This window comes from Pseudomonas sp. GD04019 (assembly GCF_029837695.1).
Taxonomy (GTDB): Bacteria; Pseudomonadota; Gammaproteobacteria; order Pseudomonadales; family Pseudomonadaceae; genus Aquipseudomonas.
In genome coordinates this window covers 222,613-243,223 of record NZ_JAOEEA010000001.1, presented here as the reverse complement: position 1 = coordinate 243,223, position 20,611 = coordinate 222,613, and the positions used below count along the sequence as shown (strand labels likewise).

General features: G+C 66.7%; 15 protein-coding genes. 10 read left to right on the top strand and 5 right to left on the bottom strand.

Annotated elements, in window-relative coordinates; all coding sequences use genetic code 11:
* Nucleotides 1-9: 9 nt before the first annotated feature.
* On the top strand, nucleotides 10-1,377 hold the full coding sequence (locus tag N7607_RS01180) for a DUF1329 domain-containing protein (protein ID WP_279866719.1): 1,368 nt from the start codon (nucleotides 10-12) through the stop codon (nucleotides 1,375-1,377).
* A 130-nt stretch (nucleotides 1,378-1,507) separates the two neighbouring features.
* Nucleotides 1,508-4,225: a LuxR C-terminal-related transcriptional regulator gene (locus N7607_RS01175; RefSeq protein WP_279866718.1), complete on the top strand. Its 2,718-nt coding sequence runs from the start codon at nucleotides 1,508-1,510 to the stop codon at nucleotides 4,223-4,225.
* On the opposite strand, the gene N7607_RS01170 is transcribed toward N7607_RS01175, so the two are convergent.
* Entirely contained in the window at nucleotides 4,218-5,051 is an 834-nt protein-coding gene (locus N7607_RS01170; protein WP_279866717.1) for a metal-dependent hydrolase, read from the bottom strand. The genes N7607_RS01175 and N7607_RS01170 overlap by 8 nt on opposite strands.
* A gap of 123 nt (nucleotides 5,052-5,174) precedes the next feature.
* Here N7607_RS01170 and N7607_RS01165 point away from each other — a divergent pair, with 123 nt between their 5' ends.
* The 5 genes from N7607_RS01165 to N7607_RS01145 all read left to right on the top strand — a co-directional run bounded on the left by N7607_RS01165 (nucleotide 5,175) and on the right by N7607_RS01145 (nucleotide 13,757).
* Nucleotides 5,175-6,218 carry an AraC family transcriptional regulator gene (locus N7607_RS01165; protein WP_279866716.1) on the top strand — a complete coding sequence of 348 codons (1,044 nt, stop codon included), beginning with the start codon at nucleotides 5,175-5,177 and terminating at the stop codon, nucleotides 6,216-6,218.
* Entirely contained in the window at nucleotides 6,215-6,859 is a 645-nt protein-coding gene (locus tag N7607_RS01160) for an MBL fold metallo-hydrolase (RefSeq protein ID WP_279866715.1), read from the top strand. The genes N7607_RS01165 and N7607_RS01160 overlap by 4 nt, the downstream gene beginning before the upstream one ends.
* 79 nt (nucleotides 6,860-6,938) lie before the next feature.
* Entirely contained in the window at nucleotides 6,939-7,625 is a 687-nt protein-coding gene (locus N7607_RS01155) for an OmpA family protein (RefSeq protein ID WP_279866714.1), read from the top strand.
* A 190-nt stretch (nucleotides 7,626-7,815) separates the two neighbouring features.
* On the top strand, nucleotides 7,816-11,571 hold the full coding sequence (locus tag N7607_RS01150) for a CHASE domain-containing protein (RefSeq protein ID WP_279866713.1): 3,756 nt from the start codon (nucleotides 7,816-7,818) through the stop codon (nucleotides 11,569-11,571).
* A gap of 32 nt (nucleotides 11,572-11,603) precedes the next feature.
* On the top strand, nucleotides 11,604-13,757 hold the full coding sequence (locus N7607_RS01145; RefSeq protein WP_279866712.1) for an EAL domain-containing protein: 2,154 nt from the start codon (nucleotides 11,604-11,606) through the stop codon (nucleotides 13,755-13,757).
* A 3-nt stretch (nucleotides 13,758-13,760) separates the two neighbouring features.
* Here the strand turns inward: N7607_RS01145 and N7607_RS01140 are convergent, their stop codons facing one another.
* From N7607_RS01140 to N7607_RS01125, 4 genes are all read right to left on the bottom strand, one after another.
* Nucleotides 13,761-14,669 carry an acyltransferase gene (locus N7607_RS01140; protein ID WP_279866711.1) on the bottom strand — a complete coding sequence of 303 codons (909 nt, stop codon included), beginning with the start codon at nucleotides 14,667-14,669 and terminating at the stop codon, nucleotides 13,761-13,763.
* 246 nt (nucleotides 14,670-14,915) lie between these two features.
* Complete coding sequence (gene pta, locus N7607_RS01135; RefSeq protein ID WP_279866710.1) at nucleotides 14,916-17,015, bottom strand: phosphate acetyltransferase; 2,100 nt, start codon at nucleotides 17,013-17,015, stop codon at nucleotides 14,916-14,918.
* Between the two features lie 29 nt (nucleotides 17,016-17,044).
* The gene (locus tag N7607_RS01130; RefSeq protein WP_279866709.1) at nucleotides 17,045-18,232 is read right to left on the bottom strand and encodes an acetate kinase; all 1,188 of its coding nucleotides are present in this window, start codon (nucleotides 18,230-18,232) and stop codon (nucleotides 17,045-17,047) included.
* A gap of 2 nt (nucleotides 18,233-18,234) precedes the next feature.
* On the bottom strand, nucleotides 18,235-18,474 hold the full coding sequence (locus tag N7607_RS01125) for a DUF3565 domain-containing protein (RefSeq protein WP_279866783.1): 240 nt from the start codon (nucleotides 18,472-18,474) through the stop codon (nucleotides 18,235-18,237).
* 50 nt (nucleotides 18,475-18,524) lie between these two features.
* Between N7607_RS01125 and N7607_RS01120 the strand changes: the two genes are divergently transcribed.
* The 3 genes from N7607_RS01120 to N7607_RS01110 all read left to right on the top strand — a co-directional run bounded on the left by N7607_RS01120 (nucleotide 18,525) and on the right by N7607_RS01110 (nucleotide 20,450).
* On the top strand, nucleotides 18,525-19,010 hold the full coding sequence (locus N7607_RS01120) for a peptidylprolyl isomerase (protein WP_192396806.1): 486 nt from the start codon (nucleotides 18,525-18,527) through the stop codon (nucleotides 19,008-19,010).
* Nucleotides 19,011-19,138: 128 nt separating this feature from the next.
* Complete coding sequence (locus N7607_RS01115) at nucleotides 19,139-19,621, top strand: glutathione peroxidase (protein ID WP_137974368.1); 483 nt, start codon at nucleotides 19,139-19,141, stop codon at nucleotides 19,619-19,621.
* 91 nt (nucleotides 19,622-19,712) lie between these two features.
* Nucleotides 19,713-20,450, top strand: a complete 738-nt coding sequence (locus tag N7607_RS01110; protein ID WP_279866708.1) for a nitroreductase family protein — start codon at nucleotides 19,713-19,715, stop codon at nucleotides 20,448-20,450.
* The last annotated feature ends 161 nt before the right edge of the window (nucleotides 20,451-20,611 follow it).

Here is a 20,611-nt window from a genome sequence, read left to right as displayed (position 1 = left end):
CACATGCAAATGAAAACAACAAAGTACATGCTGCAATCCGGTGTCCTGGCGCTTTCCATGCTGGCCACCAGCGTAATGGCTGCCGTTTCTGCCGATGAAGCCGCCAAGCTCGGCACCACCCTGACTCCGCTGGGCGCAGAGAAGGCCGGTAATGCCGATGGTTCTATCCCCGAGTGGACCGGCGGTCTGCCGCAGAACGCCGGCACCGCTGATGATCGTGGCTTCCTGTCCGACCCCTTCGCCAGTGAGCAGCCGCTGTTCACCATCACCGCGCAGAACGTCGATCAGTACAAGGACAAGCTGACCCCCGGTCAGCAGGCCATGTTCAAGCGCTACCCGGACAGCTTCAAGATCCCGGTGTACCCGACCCATCGCTCCGCCACTGCCCCGCAGAGCGTGCTGGACGACGTGAAGGCCAACGCCACCACCACCAAGCTGGTCGAAGGTGGTAACGGTCTGGAAGGCTTCAAGACCGCCTACCCCTTCCCGATCCCGCAGAACGGCCTGGAAGCGATCTGGAACCAGATCACCCGCTATCGCGGTGGCAGCGTGCGTCGTCTGGTGACCCAGGCTACTCCGCAGGCCAACGGTTCCTACAGCCTGGTTTACTTCCAGGATGAGTTCACCTTCCCGACCAGCCTGACTGACTACGATCCGAGCAAGCCGAGCAACATCCTGTTCTACTTCAAGCAGCGCGTAACCGCTCCGGCTCGTCTGGCCGGTAACGTTCTGCTGGTCCACGAGACCCTGAACCAGGTGAAGGAGCCGCGTCTGGCCTGGCTGTACAACGCCGGTCAGCGCCGCGTGCGCCGTGCTCCGCAGGTGTCCTACGACGGTCCGGGTACCGCTGCCGACGGTCTGCGTACTTCCGACAACTTCGACATGTACAACGGTGCTCCTGACCGTTACGACTGGAAGCTGAACGGCAAGAAGGAGATCTACATTCCGTACAACTCCTACAAGCTGGACTCGCCGAAGCTGAAATACGCCGACATCATCAAGGCTGGCCACCTGAACCCGGAGCACACTCGCTACGAGCTGCACCGCGTCTGGCACGTGACTGGTACCCTGAAGGCCGGCGAGCGTCACATCTACGCCAAGCGTGATGTGTTCATCGACGAGGACAGCTGGCAGGCCGCGGTCATCGACCACTACGACGGTCGTGGCGCCCTGTGGCGTGTCGCCGAGGCTCATTCCCAGTACTACTACGACAAGCAAGTGCCGTGGTACACCGTGGAAACCCTGCACGACATCATCTCCGGTCGCTACCTGGCCTTGGGCATGAAGAACGAGGAGAAACAGTCCTACGACTTCAACTACAAGGCCGCTACCACCGATTACACCCCGGCTGCTCTGCGTCAGGCCGGCGTGCGTTAATCCTCGCTCCACCCCTGAAAAAGCCGGCCTCGCGCCGGCTTTTTCTTTTGTGGCGGACGGGCTGGGCTTCAAATGCGCGGCGCAAGGGGATAGGCTGCGGGCATTTCACGTCCAGCCCAGACCGCCCCCAGTGACCGATCTTTCCAGCTCGCCCGGCCTTGCCAGCGTCCCGGTTTCCACCGGCGAGCCACGTTTCTTCAGACCTCCGCTACCGGCTGGCCATGTGCGTCGGCCGCGCCTGTGCGAGCGTCTGGAACAGGGCATGAACGGTCGCCTGCTGCTAGTTTGCGCCCCGGCCGGCTTTGGCAAGAGTTCCCTGGCGGTGGAGTTCTGCGAGCGTCTGCCCGCCCAGTGGCAGAGCCTGTGGCTGAGCCTGAATCGTCGCGACAGCGATCCCGGGCGCTTCCTCGAGCGTCTGCTGGAGGGGCTGCGCCAGCATTTCCCGCGGATTGGCGACGAGGCCCTGGGCATGCTGAAGATGCGTCAGCGTCATCAGCCCTTCGCCTTCGAGGAATGGCTGGACGGCCTGCTCGACGAACTGGGCGAGTACCTCGATCCACACAATCCACTGTTGCTGGTACTGGACGACTACCATCTGGCTCAGGGCGCGGTACTGGATCGCTGCCTGCAGTTCTTCCTCAACCATCTGCCGGCCGGCATGCTGGTGCTGGTGACCAGCCGCCAGCGTCCCGACTGGCATCTGGCGCGTCTGCGCCTGTCGCGGCAGCTGTTGGAGCTGCAGGAGCAGGACCTGCGCCTGACTCTGGACGAGACCCGCGAGCTGTTCTGCGCCCAGGGTGCCGAGTTGCCCGGCGAGGCGCTGGATAGCCTGCTGCAGCGCAGCGAGGGCTGGGTTGCCGGGTTGCGCCTGTGGCTGCTGGCCGCCAGCGAGGGCGAGCGCGATCTGCACGGCGCCCAGGGCATGATCCGCGATTACTTGCTGGAAGAGGTGATCGAGCGGCAGCCTCCCGAGCTGCAAGCGTTTCTCTATGACACCGCCTGCCTGGAGCGCTTCTGCGCCGAACTGTGCGATGCGGTGCGCGACAGCCACGACAGCACCGCCATCCTCCAGCACCTGCAGGCCCATCAGGTGTTCCTGGTGCCGCTGGACGATCAGGGTCGCTGGTTCCGCTATCACCACCTGTTTTCCGACTTGCTGCGTGCCAATCCGGCCAGCCAGCTGTCGCAGCCTCCGGCACGCCTGCATCTGCGTGCCTGCCGCTGGTTCAGCAGTCAGGGCCAACTGGACGAGGCGGTCGAGCAGGCACTGCGTGCCGGGCAGCCGGACGTGGCGGCCAGCCTGGTGCAGAACTTCTCCGAAGAACACCTGCTGGCCGAGCAGAACGTGGCCATGCTGCTGCGCTGGAAGATGGACCTTCCGGACAGCCTGCTCACCAGCACGCCGCGACTGATCCTGCTGTACAGCTGGGCCCTGGCACTGGCCTGCCAGCTGGATGCGGCGGAGGATCTGGCCGATCACCTGGTGCGCTTCCTGCCGGCGCCGACGCCCGCCGAGCAGCAATCGCTGTTGGCCCAGTGGCTGGCCGTCAGCGGAGTGATCGCCCGTGGCCGTGGCGACAGCCAGAAGGCCGAACTCTATTGCACCCAGGCCCTGGCCGGCATGCCGGCGCAACACTACGGCTCGCGGCTGCTGTGTCTCTCCACTCTGGCCAACCTGGCGGTGGTGCGTGGCGACCTGTGGCGCGCGCGTGGCCTCAATCGCGAGGCTTTGGAGCTGGCCCAGCGTCAGGACAACCCGTTGTTCGAGGCCTTCTGCCATTACGATCGTGGCCGCGTCCTGCTGGCCCGCGGCGAGATACTGCGCGCGCTGGAAGAGGTGCGTGCCGGGCTGGAGCGTCTGCGCGGCCTGTCGCAGCAGCGTGTCTATGCAGTGCGCGCGCGCCTGACCCTCTATGAAGGTTTCCTGCTCGCCCTACGTTTGCAGCCGGAGGAGGCCAGCTGCCGCCTGCAGGCCGGCATCGCCGAGGCGCGCAGCTGCCGAGATATCAGCCTGCTGATCGGCTACTGCATCCTGGCCAGCCAGGAGGGCAGGGCGGGTCGTTTCAATGAAGCTTTCGCCCAGTTGGCCGAGGCCGAGCGCCTGATGCATATCTGGGATGTGCCGCCGGTGTATTACCTGGCGATGATCACCGTGACCAAGTGCGAGCTGTGGCTCAGCCAGGGCCAGGTCGACCTTGCCAACGCCTGGCTGCTGCGCCTGGCGGAAACCTATGGCGGTGAACAGGCGGCCGCGGCGCCGGAATTCCATCCGCAGTTGCCGCTGCATATCGAGCTGCAGCGCGCGGCCTTGGAGCGCCGCCAGGGTCAGCCCGAGGCCGCCGAGCGCCGCCTGCGCGCCCTGGTGCTGCGTGCCCAGGCCCAGGGCGGGCAGTTGCTGGGCGTATTCGCCCAAGTGCAGTTGAGTCTGCTGCTGTTTGCCGGTGGGCGCGAGCGCGACGCCCAGCAGCAGTTGCTGACCAGCTTCGAGACCGCCCGGGGCGGTACGCTGCTGCCGTTCTACGAGCTGCTCGCCCACCAGCCGACATGGCTGCGGGCGCAGTTGCAGACGGCGCCGCCGACGCCGTTGAGCGAGGCCCTGCGCCAGCGCCTGCCGGCGGAAGTCGAGGCCGAGCCGCTGCCCGGCGGAGCGACCGAAGCGCTCAGCACCCGCGAGCTGGCGGTGCTGCGCCTGATCGCCCTGGGTTGCTCCAACCAGGAGATCAGCGAGCGCCTGTTCATCTCCCTGCACACGGTCAAGACCCACGCCCGCCACATCAACAGCAAGCTCGGCGTCGAGCGCCGCACCCAGGCGGTGGCCAGGGCCAAGAGCCTGGGCCTGCTCAGCTGACCTCGGCCACGGAGTCGAACTCGCGGCGTTTCTCCAGGATCAGCTGCAGGTTGTCGTGCTGCCAGGGGTGGAAGTCCGCCCGGTAAAAGTCGAAGTAGGCGCGTACCAGCGGGCGCAGGATGCCGCGGCTACCCCATAGCCAAACCAGGCCGTCGCGCCAGATTCGCCAGCTCGCCAGCAGCCCGTCGCGGCGCAGCATGTGCACCAGGCCCTTGATCGTATCCAGAGTGAAGAAGAAGGTGCTCTGCAGCATGGCGCGGCGACGCATCCACAGTTGCCCGCAGACTTGCTGGTAGAGGTCGAAGGCTACTGCCTTGTGCTCGCTCTCCTCCAGAGCGTGCCAGCGCCACAGACGGGCCATGTCCGGGTCGGCGCCTGCCAGCCAGTCGGGGTTCTGCAGGATGGCGTCGGCCATGATCGCGGTCAGATGTTCCACTGCCGTGGTGGCCGCCAGGTGAACCTTGGGCGGCAGGTGCTTGCGCACGAAGGCCAGGCGCCGTTTCAGGCGACGCTCCAGGTAGTCCAGGTCATAGCCGCTGGCGCGCAGGGCGTCGCTGTAATGCTGGTGTTCGCGACTGTGGTGCGCTTCCTGGCCGATGAAACCACGAATCTGCGCCAACTGCTGCGGGTCGGTCACTTGGTCGCGGTAGGCGCGCACCGAGTCGATGAAGAAGCGCTCGCCATCGGGAAACAGCAGCGACATGGCGTCGAAGAAATGGCTCTTGAACGCGTCGCCGCCGTGCCAGTGGCGAGCCCAGGGCGAGGGCAGGTTGAACTCGGGCTGGCGCGGGGTGATCTGCAGGTCGTGCGGGGTGGGGCTGTGCATACGGCCTCCCATCTTGTTGTTATGACGTGGTCGGACTATGGGCTTGCCGGCTTTTCGCGGACAAGGTTATCTTCAGCCAATATTCAGGTCATATCCGGCCACTGGCGATTGCGGCGAACGCTGATGAGCAAACCCCTGAACCTGCATTCCGAACTGGTGCCGATCACCTATGCCGAGGCCTTGCTGCAGCTGGCCGGCGAGTTCGGTGTCGAGCGTGAGCGCCTGCTCGGCACCGCCGGCTTGCGTGCGCAGCTGCTGCTCAACCCTACCGGCAGGCTGTCTCTGGCCGACTTTCACCAGTTGGCCGGTGCCGCCTTGCTGCTGTGCGACGAGCCGGCGCTGGGCCTGCTGCTCGGCCTGCGCCTGAACGCCTCGGCCCACGGCATTCTCGGCTACGCCCTGCTGTCCAGCGCCAACCTCGGGCGTGCCGTGCAGTTCGCACTCAGGTACTACCGGGTGCTGGGGCTGACCTTCGAGCTGGAATTGGTGGACAACCAGGATTCGCTGGAGCTGCGCGCCAGCGAGTCGATTCCCTTGGGGGTGCTCGGTCGCTTCGCCGCCGAGGGCCTGTTCGGCAGCCTGTACGGCATTGCCCAGTTCCTGCTCGGTGAGCGCCCGCAGGGCGTGGAAGTCGGCTTCGCCTATCCCGCCCCCGAACATGCCGCGCGCTACGGCGAAGCCTTCGGCGTGCCGGCCCAGTTCGATCAGCCCTGGCACTGGTTCCGCCTGCCGCGTCACTATCTGGATCGCCCCATGGCTCTGGCCAACCCGGCCACCATGCAGATGTGCGAGCAGCAGTGCGAGGCGCTGCTGGCCACCCTGGATGTGCAGGAGGGGCTGCTCAGTCGCCTGCGCCGCCTGCTGCTGGCCCGCCCCGGCGACTTTCCCAATCTCGATAGCGCCGCGAGCGCCTTGCACACCAGCGGGCGCAGCCTGCGCCGGCATCTGTCCGCCGCCGGCACCAGTTATCAGCAAGTGCTGGACGAGGTACGCAAGCGCCTGGCCCTGCAATACCTCGAGACCACCCACCTGCCGCTGTTCGAGATCGCCCTGCTGCTGGGCTTCAGCGACCCGTCCAACTTCCGCCGGGCCTTCCGCAAATGGACGGGTAGGGCACCGAAGGATTATCGTGCGCGGCCCGTGCCAACCGAGGAAACCGCCAGATGACTACCACACCGCAACCCAGCCTGATCCGCGAGACTTTCCCGGTCGGCCCGCTGCAGTGCAACTGCACCATCATCGGCGACCCGGTGAGCAAGAAGGCCATAGTCGTCGACCCGGGCGGCAACCCGGACCTGATCATGGCGCGTCTGGAGGCCCACGGCCTCAAGGTGGTCAGCATCATCCACACCCATGCGCACCTCGACCACTTCCTCGCCTCCGGGCAGATGAAGGAGAAGACCGGCGCCAGCCTGCACCTGCACAAGGAAGACCAGTTCCTCTGGGACAACCTGGAGATGCAGTGCCAGATGTTCGGCGTGCCCTACACTCCGGTGCCGGCGCCGGACCAGTGGCTGGCTGACGACGAGGAACTGGCCTGCGGCTGCGGCGTGGCCCTGCACACCCCTGGACACACGCCCGGCTCCACCAGCTTCTGGTTCCCCGAGGCCAAGCTGCTGATCGCCGGCGACACCCTGTTCCGTCGTGGCATCGGTCGCACCGACCTGTGGGGCGGCGACTACGCCACCATCGAGCGCTCGATCAAGCGCCTCTACACCCTGGACGAGGACGCCACCGTGGTAACCGGCCACGGCCCGGATACCCGCCTGGGTGACGAGATGCGCGAGAATCCGTTCATTCGCGCCTGACCGGGAATCTTTGTCTGCCGCTTCGCTCTAACCCGTTGCCGGTCCGTGCGACTGCCAACCCCGCTCCAGGAGTATTCCCATGTCTACCCCCTCACGCCTGACTCTCGCCGCCCTGTTGTTGGCGCTGCTGACTGGCTGTGCCTCGCAGAATCCCTATGAAAATCAGCCCCAACAGAGCTCCGGAGGCGTGAACAAGACCGCCAAGTACGGTGGCCTGGGCGCGCTGGCCGGCGCCGTGGCCGGTGCCGCGATCAACCACGACAACCGCGGCAAGGGCGCGCTGATCGGCGCCGCGGTGGCCGGTGCCGCCGGTGCCGGTTACGGCTACTACGCCGACAAGCAGGAAGAAGAACTGCGTCGCAGCATGGAGGGCACCGGCGTGGAGGTGCAGCGCCAGGGCGACACCATCCAACTGATCATGCCCGGCAACATCACCTTCGCCACCGACTCGGCGGACATCGCCAGCAGCTTCTACAGCCCGCTGAACAATCTGGCCACGTCCTTCCGCCAGTACAACCAGAACAGCATCGAGATCGTCGGCCACACCGACAGCACCGGCAACCATGCCTACAACATGGGCCTGTCGCAGCGTCGCGCGCAGAGCGTGGCCAACTACCTGATGGCTCAGGGCGTGGATGCCTCGCGCCTGAGCACCCGTGGTGCCGGCCCGGATCAGCCGGTCGCCAGCAACGCCTCGGCCGATGGTCGCGCGCAGAACCGCCGCGTCGAAGTCACACTGCGTCCGTTGCCCGGCGCCCAGTACTGATTTCACGCTGGAAAAGGAAAGGCCCCGCGAGGGGCCTTTCGCGTTGCTGATGGTGGCCAAATGCCGTCTGTCGTGCGGGTCTACCTAGGTAAATTCCTGACTACACTCTCAGCAGACGACGTGCTCAGCCGCGTGTGAGTCGGCGCGCCCAAGGTGAACGAGGCGTGCCGGGGCAGGATCAGGAGACTTCATGGACGGCGCCGCTCCCATCTTCCACTCCCGCAAACCCTGGATCCCTCTGCTGATCAGCCTGGTCCTGCTGATCGGTCTCGGTGCCCTGGTGTTCTGGCAATGGCGCACCCTCGAACACAGCAACCGTCAGGCCCAGGAGCAGCGTTTCGCCCTGGCGGTGGACGGCGTCGAACTCAGCGTGCGCGAGCGCATGCGCGCCTACGAGATGGTGCTGCGCGGCATGGCCGGACTGATGGCCGGCAGCGACCAGGTCTCCGACGCCGAGTGGCAGCGCGCCACCGATCAGTTGCAACTGCAGGATCACTACCCCGGCATCCAGGCCCTGGCCTGGGGGCGCTACCTGCGTGCCGGCGAGCTGAGCGCCTTCGTCGAGCAGGCGCGCGCGGCGGGGCGCAGCGACTTCCAGACCTACCCGTCGGGCGAGCGCGAAGCCTACATGGTGATCGAGTTCATCAACCCGCTGGACTGGCGCAACCGCCGCGTGCTCGGCTTCGACATGTACAGCGAGGCAACCCGGCGCACGGCGATCGTGGCGGCCCGTGACAGCGGCGAGGCGGCGCTCACCGGGCCGCTCAAGCTCAAGCAGGAGACCGAGAAGGATGTGCAGACCGGCGTGCTGCTCTACCTGCCGGTATTCCGCCTCAATACCCCGCTGAGTACGGTCGAGGAGCGCCGGCAGGCCATGCTGGGCATGGTTTCCGGCTCGTTCCGCATGGCCGACCTGATGCACGGCATCCTCGGCAACAACGCCGCGCAATTCGAGATCGAGCTGGTCGACCCGGAGGATGCCGGCAATCCGCTGCTCTCGCGCAATGGCGCGATCTCCCACACCCCGCGCTTCGAGGCCCTTCGCCAGCTCGATATCTACGGTCGCGCCTGGCAGCTGCGGGTGCGCAGTACCGCGGCTTATGAGGCGACGTTGAACAATGGCGACCTGCCGATCAGCCTGGGCACCGGCCTGCTGGCCGCGTTGCTGCTGTCGCTGCTGGTCGGCGGCTTCCTGTTCCTGCGCGACCGCGCCCTGGGCGACAGCGAGCGGCAGCGCCAACAGCTGCGCGAGAGCGAGGGGCGCTTTCGCCTGGTGGTCGAGGCCTCGCCCAATGCCATCGTGCTGGTCGATGGCAGCGGCAAGGTGGTCATGGTCAATCGCCAGGTGGAGCTGCTATTCGGCTACGAGCGCGACGAACTGCTCGGCCAGCCGGTGGAGCGCCTGCTGCCGGAACAGTTGCGCCAGGGCCACCCGGCCATGCGCCAGGCCTTCATGAAGGCCCCCGAGCAAAGGCGCATGGGCGGCAACCGCGAGCTGTTCGGCCAGCACCGCGATGGTCGCCTGATTCCCCTGGAGGTCGGGCTGGCGCCGATCCGCGTCGGCGAGGAGATGCTGGTGCAGGCGGTGATCATCGACATCAGCGAGCGCAAGGCCGCCGAAGAGCGTTTCCGCCTGGTGGTGGAGGCTTCGCCCAACGCCATCGTGCTGGTCGACGGCCAGGGCCGGCTGAGCATGGTCAACCGCCAGACCGAGCAGATGTTCGGCTATGAGCGCGCCGAGATGCTCGGCCAGCCGGTGGAGATGCTCCTGCCGGCAGCCGCCCGTGCCCAGCACCCGAACCTGCGCAACGGCTTCATCAATGACCCGTCGCCGCGGCGCATGGGTGGCAACCGCGAGCTGTTCGGCCAGCACCGCGACGGTCGCCTGATTCCCCTGGAAGTCGGCCTGTCGCCGATCCGTGCCGACGGCGAGCGCCTGGTGCAGGCGGTGATCATCGACATCAGCGAGCGCAAGGCCGCCGAGCAGCGCCTGCGCGAGCAGGCCGAGCAGCTGGCCCTGGCCAACCGCTACAAGTCGGAATTCCTCGCCAACATGTCCCACGAGCTGCGCACGCCGCTCAACAGCATCCTGATCCTCAGCGAACAGCTGCGCCACAACTTGGCCGGCAACCTGACCGAGAAACAGGTCAAGCACGCGGACATCGTCTACAAGGCCGGCAACGACCTGCTGCAACTGATCAACGACGTGCTCGACCTGGCCAAGATCGAGGCCGGCCGCGTGCAGCTCAAGCTCGAACCGCTGAACATCCATGATCTGCTGGTGGAACTGGACTCCAGCCTGCGGCCGATGGCCGAGATCAAGGGGCTGCGCCTGCTCACCCACCTGGAGCCGGGCGTGGCGCGGGTGATCCACAGCGATCGTGGGCGCCTGCAGCAGATCCTGCGCAACCTGCTGTCCAACGCGCTCAAGTTCACCGAGCACGGCGATGTGGAGCTGAGCATCGGCCACTCGCCGGTATCCCTCGACGACGAGCGCGAGACCCTGCAGTTCGTGGTGCGCGACAGCGGCATCGGCATCGACCCGGCGCAGCACGAGCGCATCTTCCAGGCCTTCCAGCAGATCGACGGCTCCACCAGTCGGCGTTTCGGCGGCACCGGCCTGGGGCTGGCCATCACGCGCCAGCTGGTGGAAGTGCTGGGTGGGCAGATCAGCCTGGAGAGCACGCCGGGGCAGGGCTCGCGCTTCATCGTGCGGCTGCCGGTGGTGGCGCTGAACCCGGCGGAGAAGGAAGACGAATCGCTCAGTGCCACGCCGCAGCGCAGCGGCAGCGGGCCGGCGGTGCTGATCGTCGAGGACGATCCCAACTTCGCCGCGGTGATCGCCGAGGAGGCCCAGGCCCATGGTTTCGCAAGCGTGCACTGCCGCAACGGCAAGCAGGCCATCGGCCTGTTGCAGAGCGAGCGCTTCGTCGCGGTGATCCTCGACATCCTGCTGCCGGACATCAGCGGCTGGCAGATCTATCGGCGCCTGCGCGGGCTGCTGCAGTACCGCGACGTGCCGGTGCACATCGTCTCCTGCGTGCCGCAACCGCAGGACTGGCATGGCGACGGCACGCGTTACCTGGTCAAGCCGGTGGCGCGCCAGGATCTGGAGCGGGTATTCGAGGATATTGCCCTGGCCGGCTCGCCCGACCGCAGTCTGCTGCTGGTGGAAGACGTGGAGGTGGAGCGCGAGCACTACCGCGAGCACCTGATCCAGATGGGCTTCCGCGTCACCGCCGTGCCCAGTGCCGAGCAGGCACGCCAGGCCTACGGCGTACAGGTCTTCGACGCCCTGGTGATCGACCTCGACCTGCCCGACCAGGATGGCTTCGACCTGCTCGAGACGCTGCATCGCGACCGCGCCCTGCAGGACGCCCAGGTGGTGATCAACACCGGCGTGGACATCACCCGCCAGGACTTGCAGCGCCTGCGCCGCTACTCGGCGGTGGTGGTGCGCAAGAGCGGCGACGACCTCAGCCCGCTCAGCGCCGCGCTGCAGGGTTTCCTCTCCACCGTGCGCGAACCCCAGGCCGATGGCTCGGAGCTGGCCGGCAAGCGCGTGCTGCTGGTGGACGACGACATCCGCAATATCTACGCGATGACTGCCCTGCTCGACGAACTCGGCCTGGCGGTGGTGCCGGCCAAGGATGGCGAAGAGGCACTGGTGGCGTTCGACCGCGAGCCCTTCGACCTGGTGCTGATGGACATGGCCATGCCCAACATGGATGGCTACACCGCCACCCGCATCCTGAAAGATGAACGTGGCTGCGGCGTCCCGGTCATAGCCCTCACGGCACATGCCATGAAGGGCGATCGCGAGAAGTGCATCACCGCTGGCTGCGACGACTACCTGGCCAAACCGGTGGGGCGCCAGGAGTTGCTGGAAATGCTCCACCGCTGGCTGGCGGCGTCGGCGCAACCACGTCACCAGGCGAGGGGCTGAGAGGAAGGCGATGCCGAGGAGAGGAGGGCTGCATGGCGCAGATGCAACTTGAGGCGCTGGAAGACCAGCAGATCCTGTTGGTGGTCGACGACCGCGAGGAGAATCTGGTGGCCATGGAGGCACTGCTCGGCGACGGCGAGTGGAACGTGCGCACCGTCGATTCCGGCGAGGCGGCGCTGCGCTGCATGATGGACGAGGACGTCGGCCTGGTCCTGCTCGACGTGCAGATGCCGAAGATGGACGGCTTCGAGGTGGCCCGCCTGATGCGTGGTAGCCCCCATACCCGGCATACGCCGATCATCTTCCTCTCCGCCATCGCCCACACCGAGGCCTCGGTGCTGCAGGGTTACGCCATCGGTGCGGTGGATTTCATCCTCAAACCCTTCGACCCCAAGGTGCTCAAGCACAAGATCGGTACCCTGCTGGAGCAGGAGCGCCATCGCCACGAGCTGCTGCAGCTGACCCAGCAGCTGGATCGCGAGCGGGCCTTCAATGCCTCGGTGCTGGACAACGCTTCCGAAGGCATCCTGGTGATCGACAAGGACGGCTTGATCCGCTTCGCCAACCCGGCCATGGCGCAGATGCTCCAGGGCGAGGTGGCGGACCTGCAGGGCAGCGCGCTGCTGTCCTACCTCAAGTCGCCGGAGATGCCCGGCGAATGGCAGGACAGCGAGTTCTACCAGCACTGGCGTGCCGGCCAGACCTACCGCATCCACGACGCGGTCCTCGGCACCCTGGCGGGTGGGTATCTGCCGGCGGCGCTGTCCTGCTCGCCACTGCCGCAGTACCAGAACTCCATGGTGCTGATCGCCCTGGACATGTCGGTGGTGCGCAACCTGCACGCCCAGCTCGAATCCCAGGCGGTCACCGATGCGCTGACCGGCCTGTACAACCGCCGCGGCTTCCACCAGGCGCTGGACACCGCCTTGTCGCGTGTCGACCGCAGCGGCAAGCGCATGGCGGTGCTGTACCTGGATCTGGACGGTTTCAAGCGCATCAACGACTCCCTCGGCCATGATGCCGGCGACCAGATACTGCGCAAGGTCGCCGAGCAGTTGAAGCATTGCCTGCGCCCCTACGACATCGTGGCGCGCATGGGCGGCGACGAGTTCACCGCGCTGCTCGATACCCTCGACCATCCCGAGGACGCGGCGCGAGTGGCAGAGAAGCTGATCGAGCTGATCTCGGTACGCCACCAGTTGGACGGCGTGGAGGTCACCCTGGGCGCCAGCATCGGCATCGCCTGCTTCCCCGAATGTGGGCAGACGGTGGACGGCCTGCTGCGCTCGGCCGACATGGCCATGTACGAGGCCAAGCGCGCCGGCCGCCAGCAGTACCGTTTCTTCTCGCCGGAAATGAACGGCCGCGCCCGCTCGCGACTGATGCTGGAGGAGAGCCTGCGCACGGCCATCGAGCAGGACGACTTCGTGCTGGTCTACCAGCCGCAGATCGATCTGGCCAGCGGTCGCCTGCGTGGCTTCGAGGCACTGCTGCGCTGGGAGCACCGGGTCGCCGGGACCATCTCGCCGGGGGTGTTCATCCCGCTGCTGGAGGAGACCCGCCTGATCAATCGCCTGGGCGACTGGATCTTCAACCAGGGCATCCGCCAGTGCCGGGCCTGGCGCGCCCAGTTCGGCGAGCAGCTGCTGCTCAGCCTCAATGTCAGTCCCGTGCAGTTCGGCATGCCGCAGCTGGTGGACGATCTGCGGCGGATGCTGGAGCTGCACCAGCTCAAGCCGTCACAGCTGGAAGTGGAGGTCACCGAGAGCGCGCTGATGCAGGACCTCGACACCACCCGCGAGCAGCTGCGCCAGCTGCGCGAGCTGGGTGTGCGCATCGCCATCGACGACTTCGGCACCGGCTACTCGTCCCTGGCCTACCTGCGCCACTTCGAACTGGACACCCTGAAGATCGACCGGCTGTTCGTCGCCAACATGCTCGACTCGCCCAAGGACGCGGCGATCGTCAGCACCATCATCGACCTGGGACGCCACCTGGGGCTGGAAGTGGTTGCCGAAGGGGTGGAAACCCTGGAGCAGCGTGACTGGCTGATCGCTCATCACTGCACCACCATGCAGGGCTTCCTGGTGGCGCCGGGGCTGCCGGTGGAGCGCGCCGGCGCGTTCCCGCCGCGCCTGGATTGGACCAGCTGGCGGCCCGACGAGCCGCCGCTGGTGGTGCGCTGAGGTTCAGCCGCGGCCGGGGAACTGCTGGTGCAGCTCGCCGAGCTGCGCGTCCTTGGCCTGCCACAGCTGATTGACCCACTGCTGGAACTGCAGGCGGTATTGCTCGTCCTGGTCGTAGTTGCGGCCGATGAATTCGGCGGGAATGGCCAGCTTGTCGAAGCGCACCACCACCTGGTCCAGACGGCCGCAGAGCAGGTCCCAGAAGCCCGGATTGCCGGACGGGTAGTGGATGGTGACGTTGACGATGGCGTCCAGCTGCTCGCCCATGGCGTCCAGCACGAAGGCGATGCCGCCGGCCTTGGGCTTGAGCAGGTACTTGAACGGCGATTGTTGCTGGGTGTGCTTCTGCGGGGTCAGGCGGGTGCCTTCGAGGAAGTTGAACACCGACACCGGGTTGCTCTTGTAGCGCGCGCAGGCGCGGCGCGTGGTGGCCAGATCCTGGCCGCGCTTCTCCGGGTACTTGGCCAGGTATTCCTTGCTGTAGCGCTTCATGAACGGGAACTCGAGCGCCCACCAGCACAGGCCGATCACCGGCACCCAGATCAGCTCCTGCTTGAGGAAGAACTTCAGCAGCGGCATGCGCCGGTTGAGCAGGTACTGCAACACCAGGATGTCCACCCAGCTCTGGTGGTTGCTGGTCACCAGGTAGGAGTGGCGCATGTCCATGCCCTGAATGCCCTCGACATCCCAGCGGGTGTCGCGCACCAGGTTCATCCAGAACTTGTTGACGCTGATCCAGAACTCGGCGATGCCGTGCATCACGAAGCGCAGGCCGCGCTGAATCGGCGGGATCGGCAGCAGCAGCTTGAGCAGCGCCACGGCGAACAGCGGCCAGCAGCAGATCAGGGTATTGAGGGCCAACAGCAGCGCGCTGATGACACCGCGCAGAGGGGCGGGCAGGAATTGCAGCATGGGCTCGAATGGCTCCTGGTCAGGGGGCTTTCTGTGCGCCCCGATGCGGTCGAGATACCTGCAGCACTCCTTGCGGCAAGTCGGTCCGGCGCCAAGGTTAACGCTTGTACACTGAACGGCAAGTGCTGCGGTTGACTTGAGGGTCAGCCAGGCGTTGCCGGCCAGGCGCGACGGGCGGGCGGATTCTAGCGCAGCATCTCGTAGACGGGTGAAACCCGAGTCGGCTCCACCCGCCTACGAAGGGCCTTAGCTTTCGCGTACTGCCTGGATCGCGGTGAGGGCGATGGTGTAGACGATGTCGTCCACCAGAGCGCCGCGCGACAGGTCGTTCACCGGCTTGCGCAGGCCCTGCAGCATGGGGCCGACGCTGACGCAGTCGGCGCTGCGCTGCACTGCCTTGTAGGTGGTGTTGCCGGTGTTCAGGTCGGGGAACACGAACACCGTGGCGCGCCCGGCCACCGGGCTGTCCGGCGCCTTCTGCCGGCCGACGCTGGCGATGGCGGCGGCGTCGTATTGCAGCGGACCATCGATCAGCAGGGCGGGGTTGGTTTCACGGGCCAGGCGGGTGGCGTCGCGCACCTTTTCCACTTCCGCGCCGCTGCCGGAATCGCCGGTGGAATAGCTGATCATCGCCACCCGTGCCGGCACGCCGAAGGCCTCGGCGGAGGCGGCGCTCTGCAGGGCGATCTCGGCCAGCTCGGCGGCGTTGGGGTCGGGGTTCACCGCGCAGTCGCCATACACCAGCACCTGGTCCGGCAGCAGCATGAAGAACACCGAGGACACCAGCTTGTAGCCGGGCGCTGTCTTGATCAGCTGCAGGGCCGGGCGGATGGTGTTGGCGGTGGTGTGGATGGCGCCAGAGACCAGGCCGTCGACCTCGTCCAGGGCCAGCATCATGGTGCCGAGGACCACGCTGTCCTCCAACTGGGCCAGGGCCATGGGCGCGTTGAGGCCCTTGCCTTTGCGCAGCTCGACCATGGGCTGCACGTAGCGCTCGCGGATCAGCTCCGGGTCGAGGATTTCCAGCCCCTCGGGTAGCTCGATGCCCTGGGCCTTGGCCACGTTGTGTACGTCTTCCGGTTTGGCCAGCAGCACGCAACGGGCGATGCCGCGGGCCTGGCAGATGGCGGCGGCCTGCACGGTGCGCGGCTCGCTGCCTTCCGGCAGGACGATGCGCTTGTTGGCGGCCTGGGCGCGGCGCACCAGCTGGTAGCGGAACGCCGGCGGCGACAGGCGCAGTTCGCGCGGGGTGCCGCAACGCTGCTTGAGCCAGTCGTGGTCGATATGCCCGGCGACGAACTCGGTGACCTTCTCCGCACGCTCGCGGTCGTCCACCGGGATTTCCTTGTTCATCCGGTTGAGGTTGGTCGCCGTGTCGTAGGAGCCGGTGCTCACGCTCATCACCGGCAGGCCGCCCTGCAGGGCGCCCTGGCACAGTTCGAGGATGCGCGGGTCCGGCGGGAAGTCGCTGCACAGCATCAGGCCGGCCAGCGGCACGCCGTTCATCGAGGCCAGGCTGGCGGCGAGAATGATGTCGTCGCGGTCACCAGGAGTGACCACCAGCACGCCGGGCTTGAGCAGCTGCACCGTGTTGGGCACGGCGCGGGCGCACAGCACGATCTTCTGCACGCGGCGCTGTTCGTAGTCGCCGGCATTGAGGATCTGCGCGCCGAGCAATTCGGCCACGTCGCGGGTGCGCGGGGCGTTCAGCTCGTCCTGCCAGGGAATGCAGCCAAGCAGGTGGAAGTCGCCGCCGCGCAGCAGCGGCGAGAGCTGACCGAGCTGCTCGGTGAAGGCCTCCACGCCTTCCGGATGGCGCACCTTGTTGAGGATCACACCGATCACTTTCGGGTCCTTCGGTCCGCCGAACAGCTGGGCCTGGATCTCGATGCGGTCGGACAGCTCGGTGAGGTTTTCCGGCTCCTCGCCCTCCGGCGCCGAGACCAGAATGATCTCGGCGTCCAGGCTCTTGGCCAGGTGCACGTTGACCCTTGCGGCATAGCTGGCGTGACGGGTCGGCACCATGCCCTCGACGATCAGCACGTCCATGCCCTGGGCGGCCTGCTGATGCAGGCTGACGATTTCCTCCAGCAGCTCGTCCAGATGCCCGTCGCCGAGCATGCGCTCGACCTGGGCCAGTGGCAGCGACTTGGGTGGCAGCAGGCCGTGGGTGCGCGCGATCAGTTCGCTGGAGCGCTCCGGGCCGGAGTCGCCAGGATGCGGCTGGGCGATCGGCTTGAAGAAGCCGACCTTCAGCCCGGCGCGCTGCAGGGCGCGGACCAGGCCGAGGCTGGTGGAAGTGAGGCCGACGCCGAATCCGGTGGGGGCGATGAAGAAGGTATGCATGGGCGTTCCTTGGTTCGTACCGCTCGCCGTCAGGCGGTGAGCAGGGCCAGGGTGTCGAGGGCGATCTGCCGTTCCTCGTTGGTCGGCACCACCAGCACCCGTGAGTGGCCGTGGGCCTGGATGTTGCCGGCGACGCCGCGGATGCAGCGCGCGTTGGCTTCCTTGTCGAGGGCGAGATTCAACAGCTTCAGGTGGGCCACCGTCTTGCTGCGGATCAATGGCGAGTTCTCGCCGATGCCGCCGGTGAAGATGAGCCCGTCCAGCTGGGGCAGGGCGCAGCTCATGGCGGCCAGGGACTTGGCCAGGCGGTAGCAGAACACCTCGATGGCCAGGGTCGCGCCGGGGTGGCCCTGCTCGCGGGCCTGCTCGAGGCTGCGCATGTCGTTGGACAGGCCGGACAGGCCGAGCAGGCCGCTGTCCTTGTTCAGCATGTTGTCGATCTGCTCCAGGCTCCAGCCCAGGGTGCGGGACAGGTGGCCGTGCAGGTTGGGGTCGATGTCGCCGCTGCGGGTGCCCATCACCAGGCCTTCCAGGGGAGTCAGGCCCATGCTGGTGTCGCGGCTCTTGCCATCGACGATGGCGCAGGTGGAGCAACCATTGCCCAGGTGGGCGGACAGCCAGCTGCTGTCGCCGCTGGACAGCCCGGCCATCTCCGCCGCGCGGCGGCTGACGAAGCGATGGCTGGTGCCGTGGAAGCCATAGCGGCGCACGCCGTGCTCGCGGTACAGGTGCTCCGGCACGGCGTAGCGATAGGCATGCTCGGGCATGCTCTGGTGGAAGGCGGTGTCGAACACCGCGACCTGGGTGAGATTGGGGAACAGCTTGAGCGCCGCCTCGATGCCCAGCAGGTTGGCCGGGTTGTGCAGCGGTGCCAGCGGTGCGGTGGCGCGGATCGCCTGCAGGCTGTGGGGATCGATGCGGCAGGCGGCAGTGAACTGTTCGCCACCGTGCACCACCCGGTGGCCAATGCCGTGCAGCTTGCCGCCAGCGGCGCCCTGGACCAGCGGCAGCAGTTGATGCAGTGCGGTGCGGTGGTCGCCACCGGGCAGCATCAGGCTGTCCTTCTCGCCGCCGCGCTGCCAGTGCAGCACAGCGTCCGGGCTGCCCAGGCGCTCGGCCAGGCCGCTGAGGGTGAATTGCGAGTGGGCCTCGTTGACCAGGGCGAACTTGATCGACGAGCTGCCGCAGTTGATGACCAGGATATTGCGTGCCGGCATGACTATTCCCTATTCGATTGCGCGCACCAGCCACAGGCGAACGGCTGGCCCAGATGACGCTGGCGCTGCACGGGGTCGATGACCCAGTCCCGATTCTGCCACGGCGGCTGATGCCGCAGGTGCTGCGTATGGCCGCAGGACAGGTCGGCCACCCAGTGGCCATCCTCGTCCTGGTGAAAGCCCAGCAGCAGGATGGCCGGCGCGTCCCGTCCGTCAGGCGCGCGGTCGCTTTCGGCCGGTATGGCGGGTAAACTTGCTCCCTTTCCAATCTCTAGCAAAAGGTTTCCCCTCCATGCTGATCGCCGCCAACAAGGCTGTCTCCATCGACTATACCCTGACCAACGATGCCGGTGAGGTGATCGACAGCTCCGCCGGCGGCGCCCCGCTGGTGTATCTGCAGGGTGCGGGCAACATCATCGTCGGCCTGGAAAAGGCCCTCGAGGGCAAGCAGGTAGGTGACGAGCTGAGCGTGGCCATCGAGCCGGCCGAAGCCTACGGCGAATACAGCGCCGAACTGGTCGCCACCCTGAACCGCAGCATGTTCGAGGGCGTCGACGAGCTGGAAGTGGGCATGCAGTTCCACGCCTCCGGCCCGGACGGCGGCATGCAGATCGTCACCGTGCGTGATATCGACGGCGACGACGTGGTCGTCGACGGCAACCACCCGCTGGCCGGCCAGCGCCTGAACTTCCAGGTCAAGGTGGTCAACGTGCGCGAAGCCAGCGCCGAAGAAGTCGCCCATGGTCACATCCATGGCGAAGGCGGCCACCATCACTGATCTGTGATCGGGCCCAGCAATACGACTTATGGTCGTTCCAAGCCAGGCCCCGGCTGCTAAGCTGAGTTAACCGAAAAGGCGCCCACGGGCGCCTTTTTTGTCCCCTGCGCAGGCTCAAGGAGTCAGTCATGAGTGCCTTTCACGATCTCAATCTGCGCGCGCTGGATGGCCAGGATCTGCCACTGGCGCCGTACAAGGGCCAGCTTGTGCTGGTGGTCAATGTCGCCTCCAAGTGCGGCCTGACTCCGCAGTACGCCGGCCTCGAAGCGCTGCACCAGCAGTACCACGAGCGCGGCTTCACCGTGCTGGGTTTGCCGTGCAACCAGTTCGCCGGCCAGGAACCGGGCAGCGAAGACGAGATCCGCGAGTTCTGCAGCCTCAACTACGGGGTGACCTTTCCGCTGGGCAGCAAGCTGGAGGTCAACGGCCCCGGTCGCCATCCTCTGTATCGCCTGCTGGCGGGCGAGGGCGCCGAGTTTCCCGGCGACATCACCTGGAACTTCGAGAAGTTTCTGGTCGGCCGCGACGGTCGCGTGCTGGCGCGCTTCTCGCCGCGCACCACGCCGGACGATCCGGCGCTGATCCAGGCCATCGAAAAAGCCCTAGGCTGATTGCGCCATTCATCCGGCCGATCTCTCCCCGCCGTCTTGCCCTCTCGGCACCCCGATAGCCTAATCGGGGCATCTGCCGAGGAGGCCCGCGATGACCAGTTTCTCCCCTGACGATCTCAGCCCCACGGCCTCGCCCGAGGCCTTGCGTGCGCTGATCGAGAGCCGTCGCTCGGTACGCCGCTTCACCGCCGAAGCGGTGCCGGACGAAGTGATCCGCGACTGCCTGGAGCTGGCGGTACTGGCGCCCAACTCCTGCAACCTGCAGCCGTGGAGCTTTCAGGTGGTGCGCGATCCGGCGCTGCTGGCGCGGTTGCACCCGGTGTGCATGAGCCAGAGCGCGGCCAAGGCGCCGCTGATCATTGCCGTGCTGGCCCGTCCGGATACCTGGAAGCAGGCCTGCGCCAATGTGGTGGAGTACTGGCCGGAGCCTGAGGTGCCCCTGCGCATCCGCAGCTTCTACGCCAAGACCGCGCCATTCCAGTACAACCAGGGCCCGCTGGGCCTGCTCGGCCTGTTCAAGCGCCAGCTGGTGCGCTTGGCCGCGCTGCGCAAGCCGCTGATGCGCAAACCCAACAGCAAGGCTGACATGCGCATCTGGGCGGTGAAATCCACCGCGCTGGCGGCAGAGAACCTGATGCTGGCCTTCCAGAGCCATGGCTACGCCAGCTGCCCGATGGAAGGCTTCGACGAGGTGCGCCTGCGCAAGGTGCTGGATATCCCGCGCCAGGCCATCCCGATCATGCTGCTGGCCGTCGGACGCCAGGGCGAGAAGGGCGTGTACAACCCGCGCCTGCGCTTCCCCCTGGAGCAGCACGTCACCTGGTTGTAGCGACGCGCCCTCACCCCCTGCCCTCTCTCAAGGGGAGAGGAAGGCAGTGTCCGGTACGGGCTGAGGTTGCAGGTTGTCAGTCCCCTCTTCCTCCGGGAGAGGGCCAGGGTGAGGGAAGCGCCGCCTTCCGCATGCCCCCCAATCACCCGAATCAATAGTGC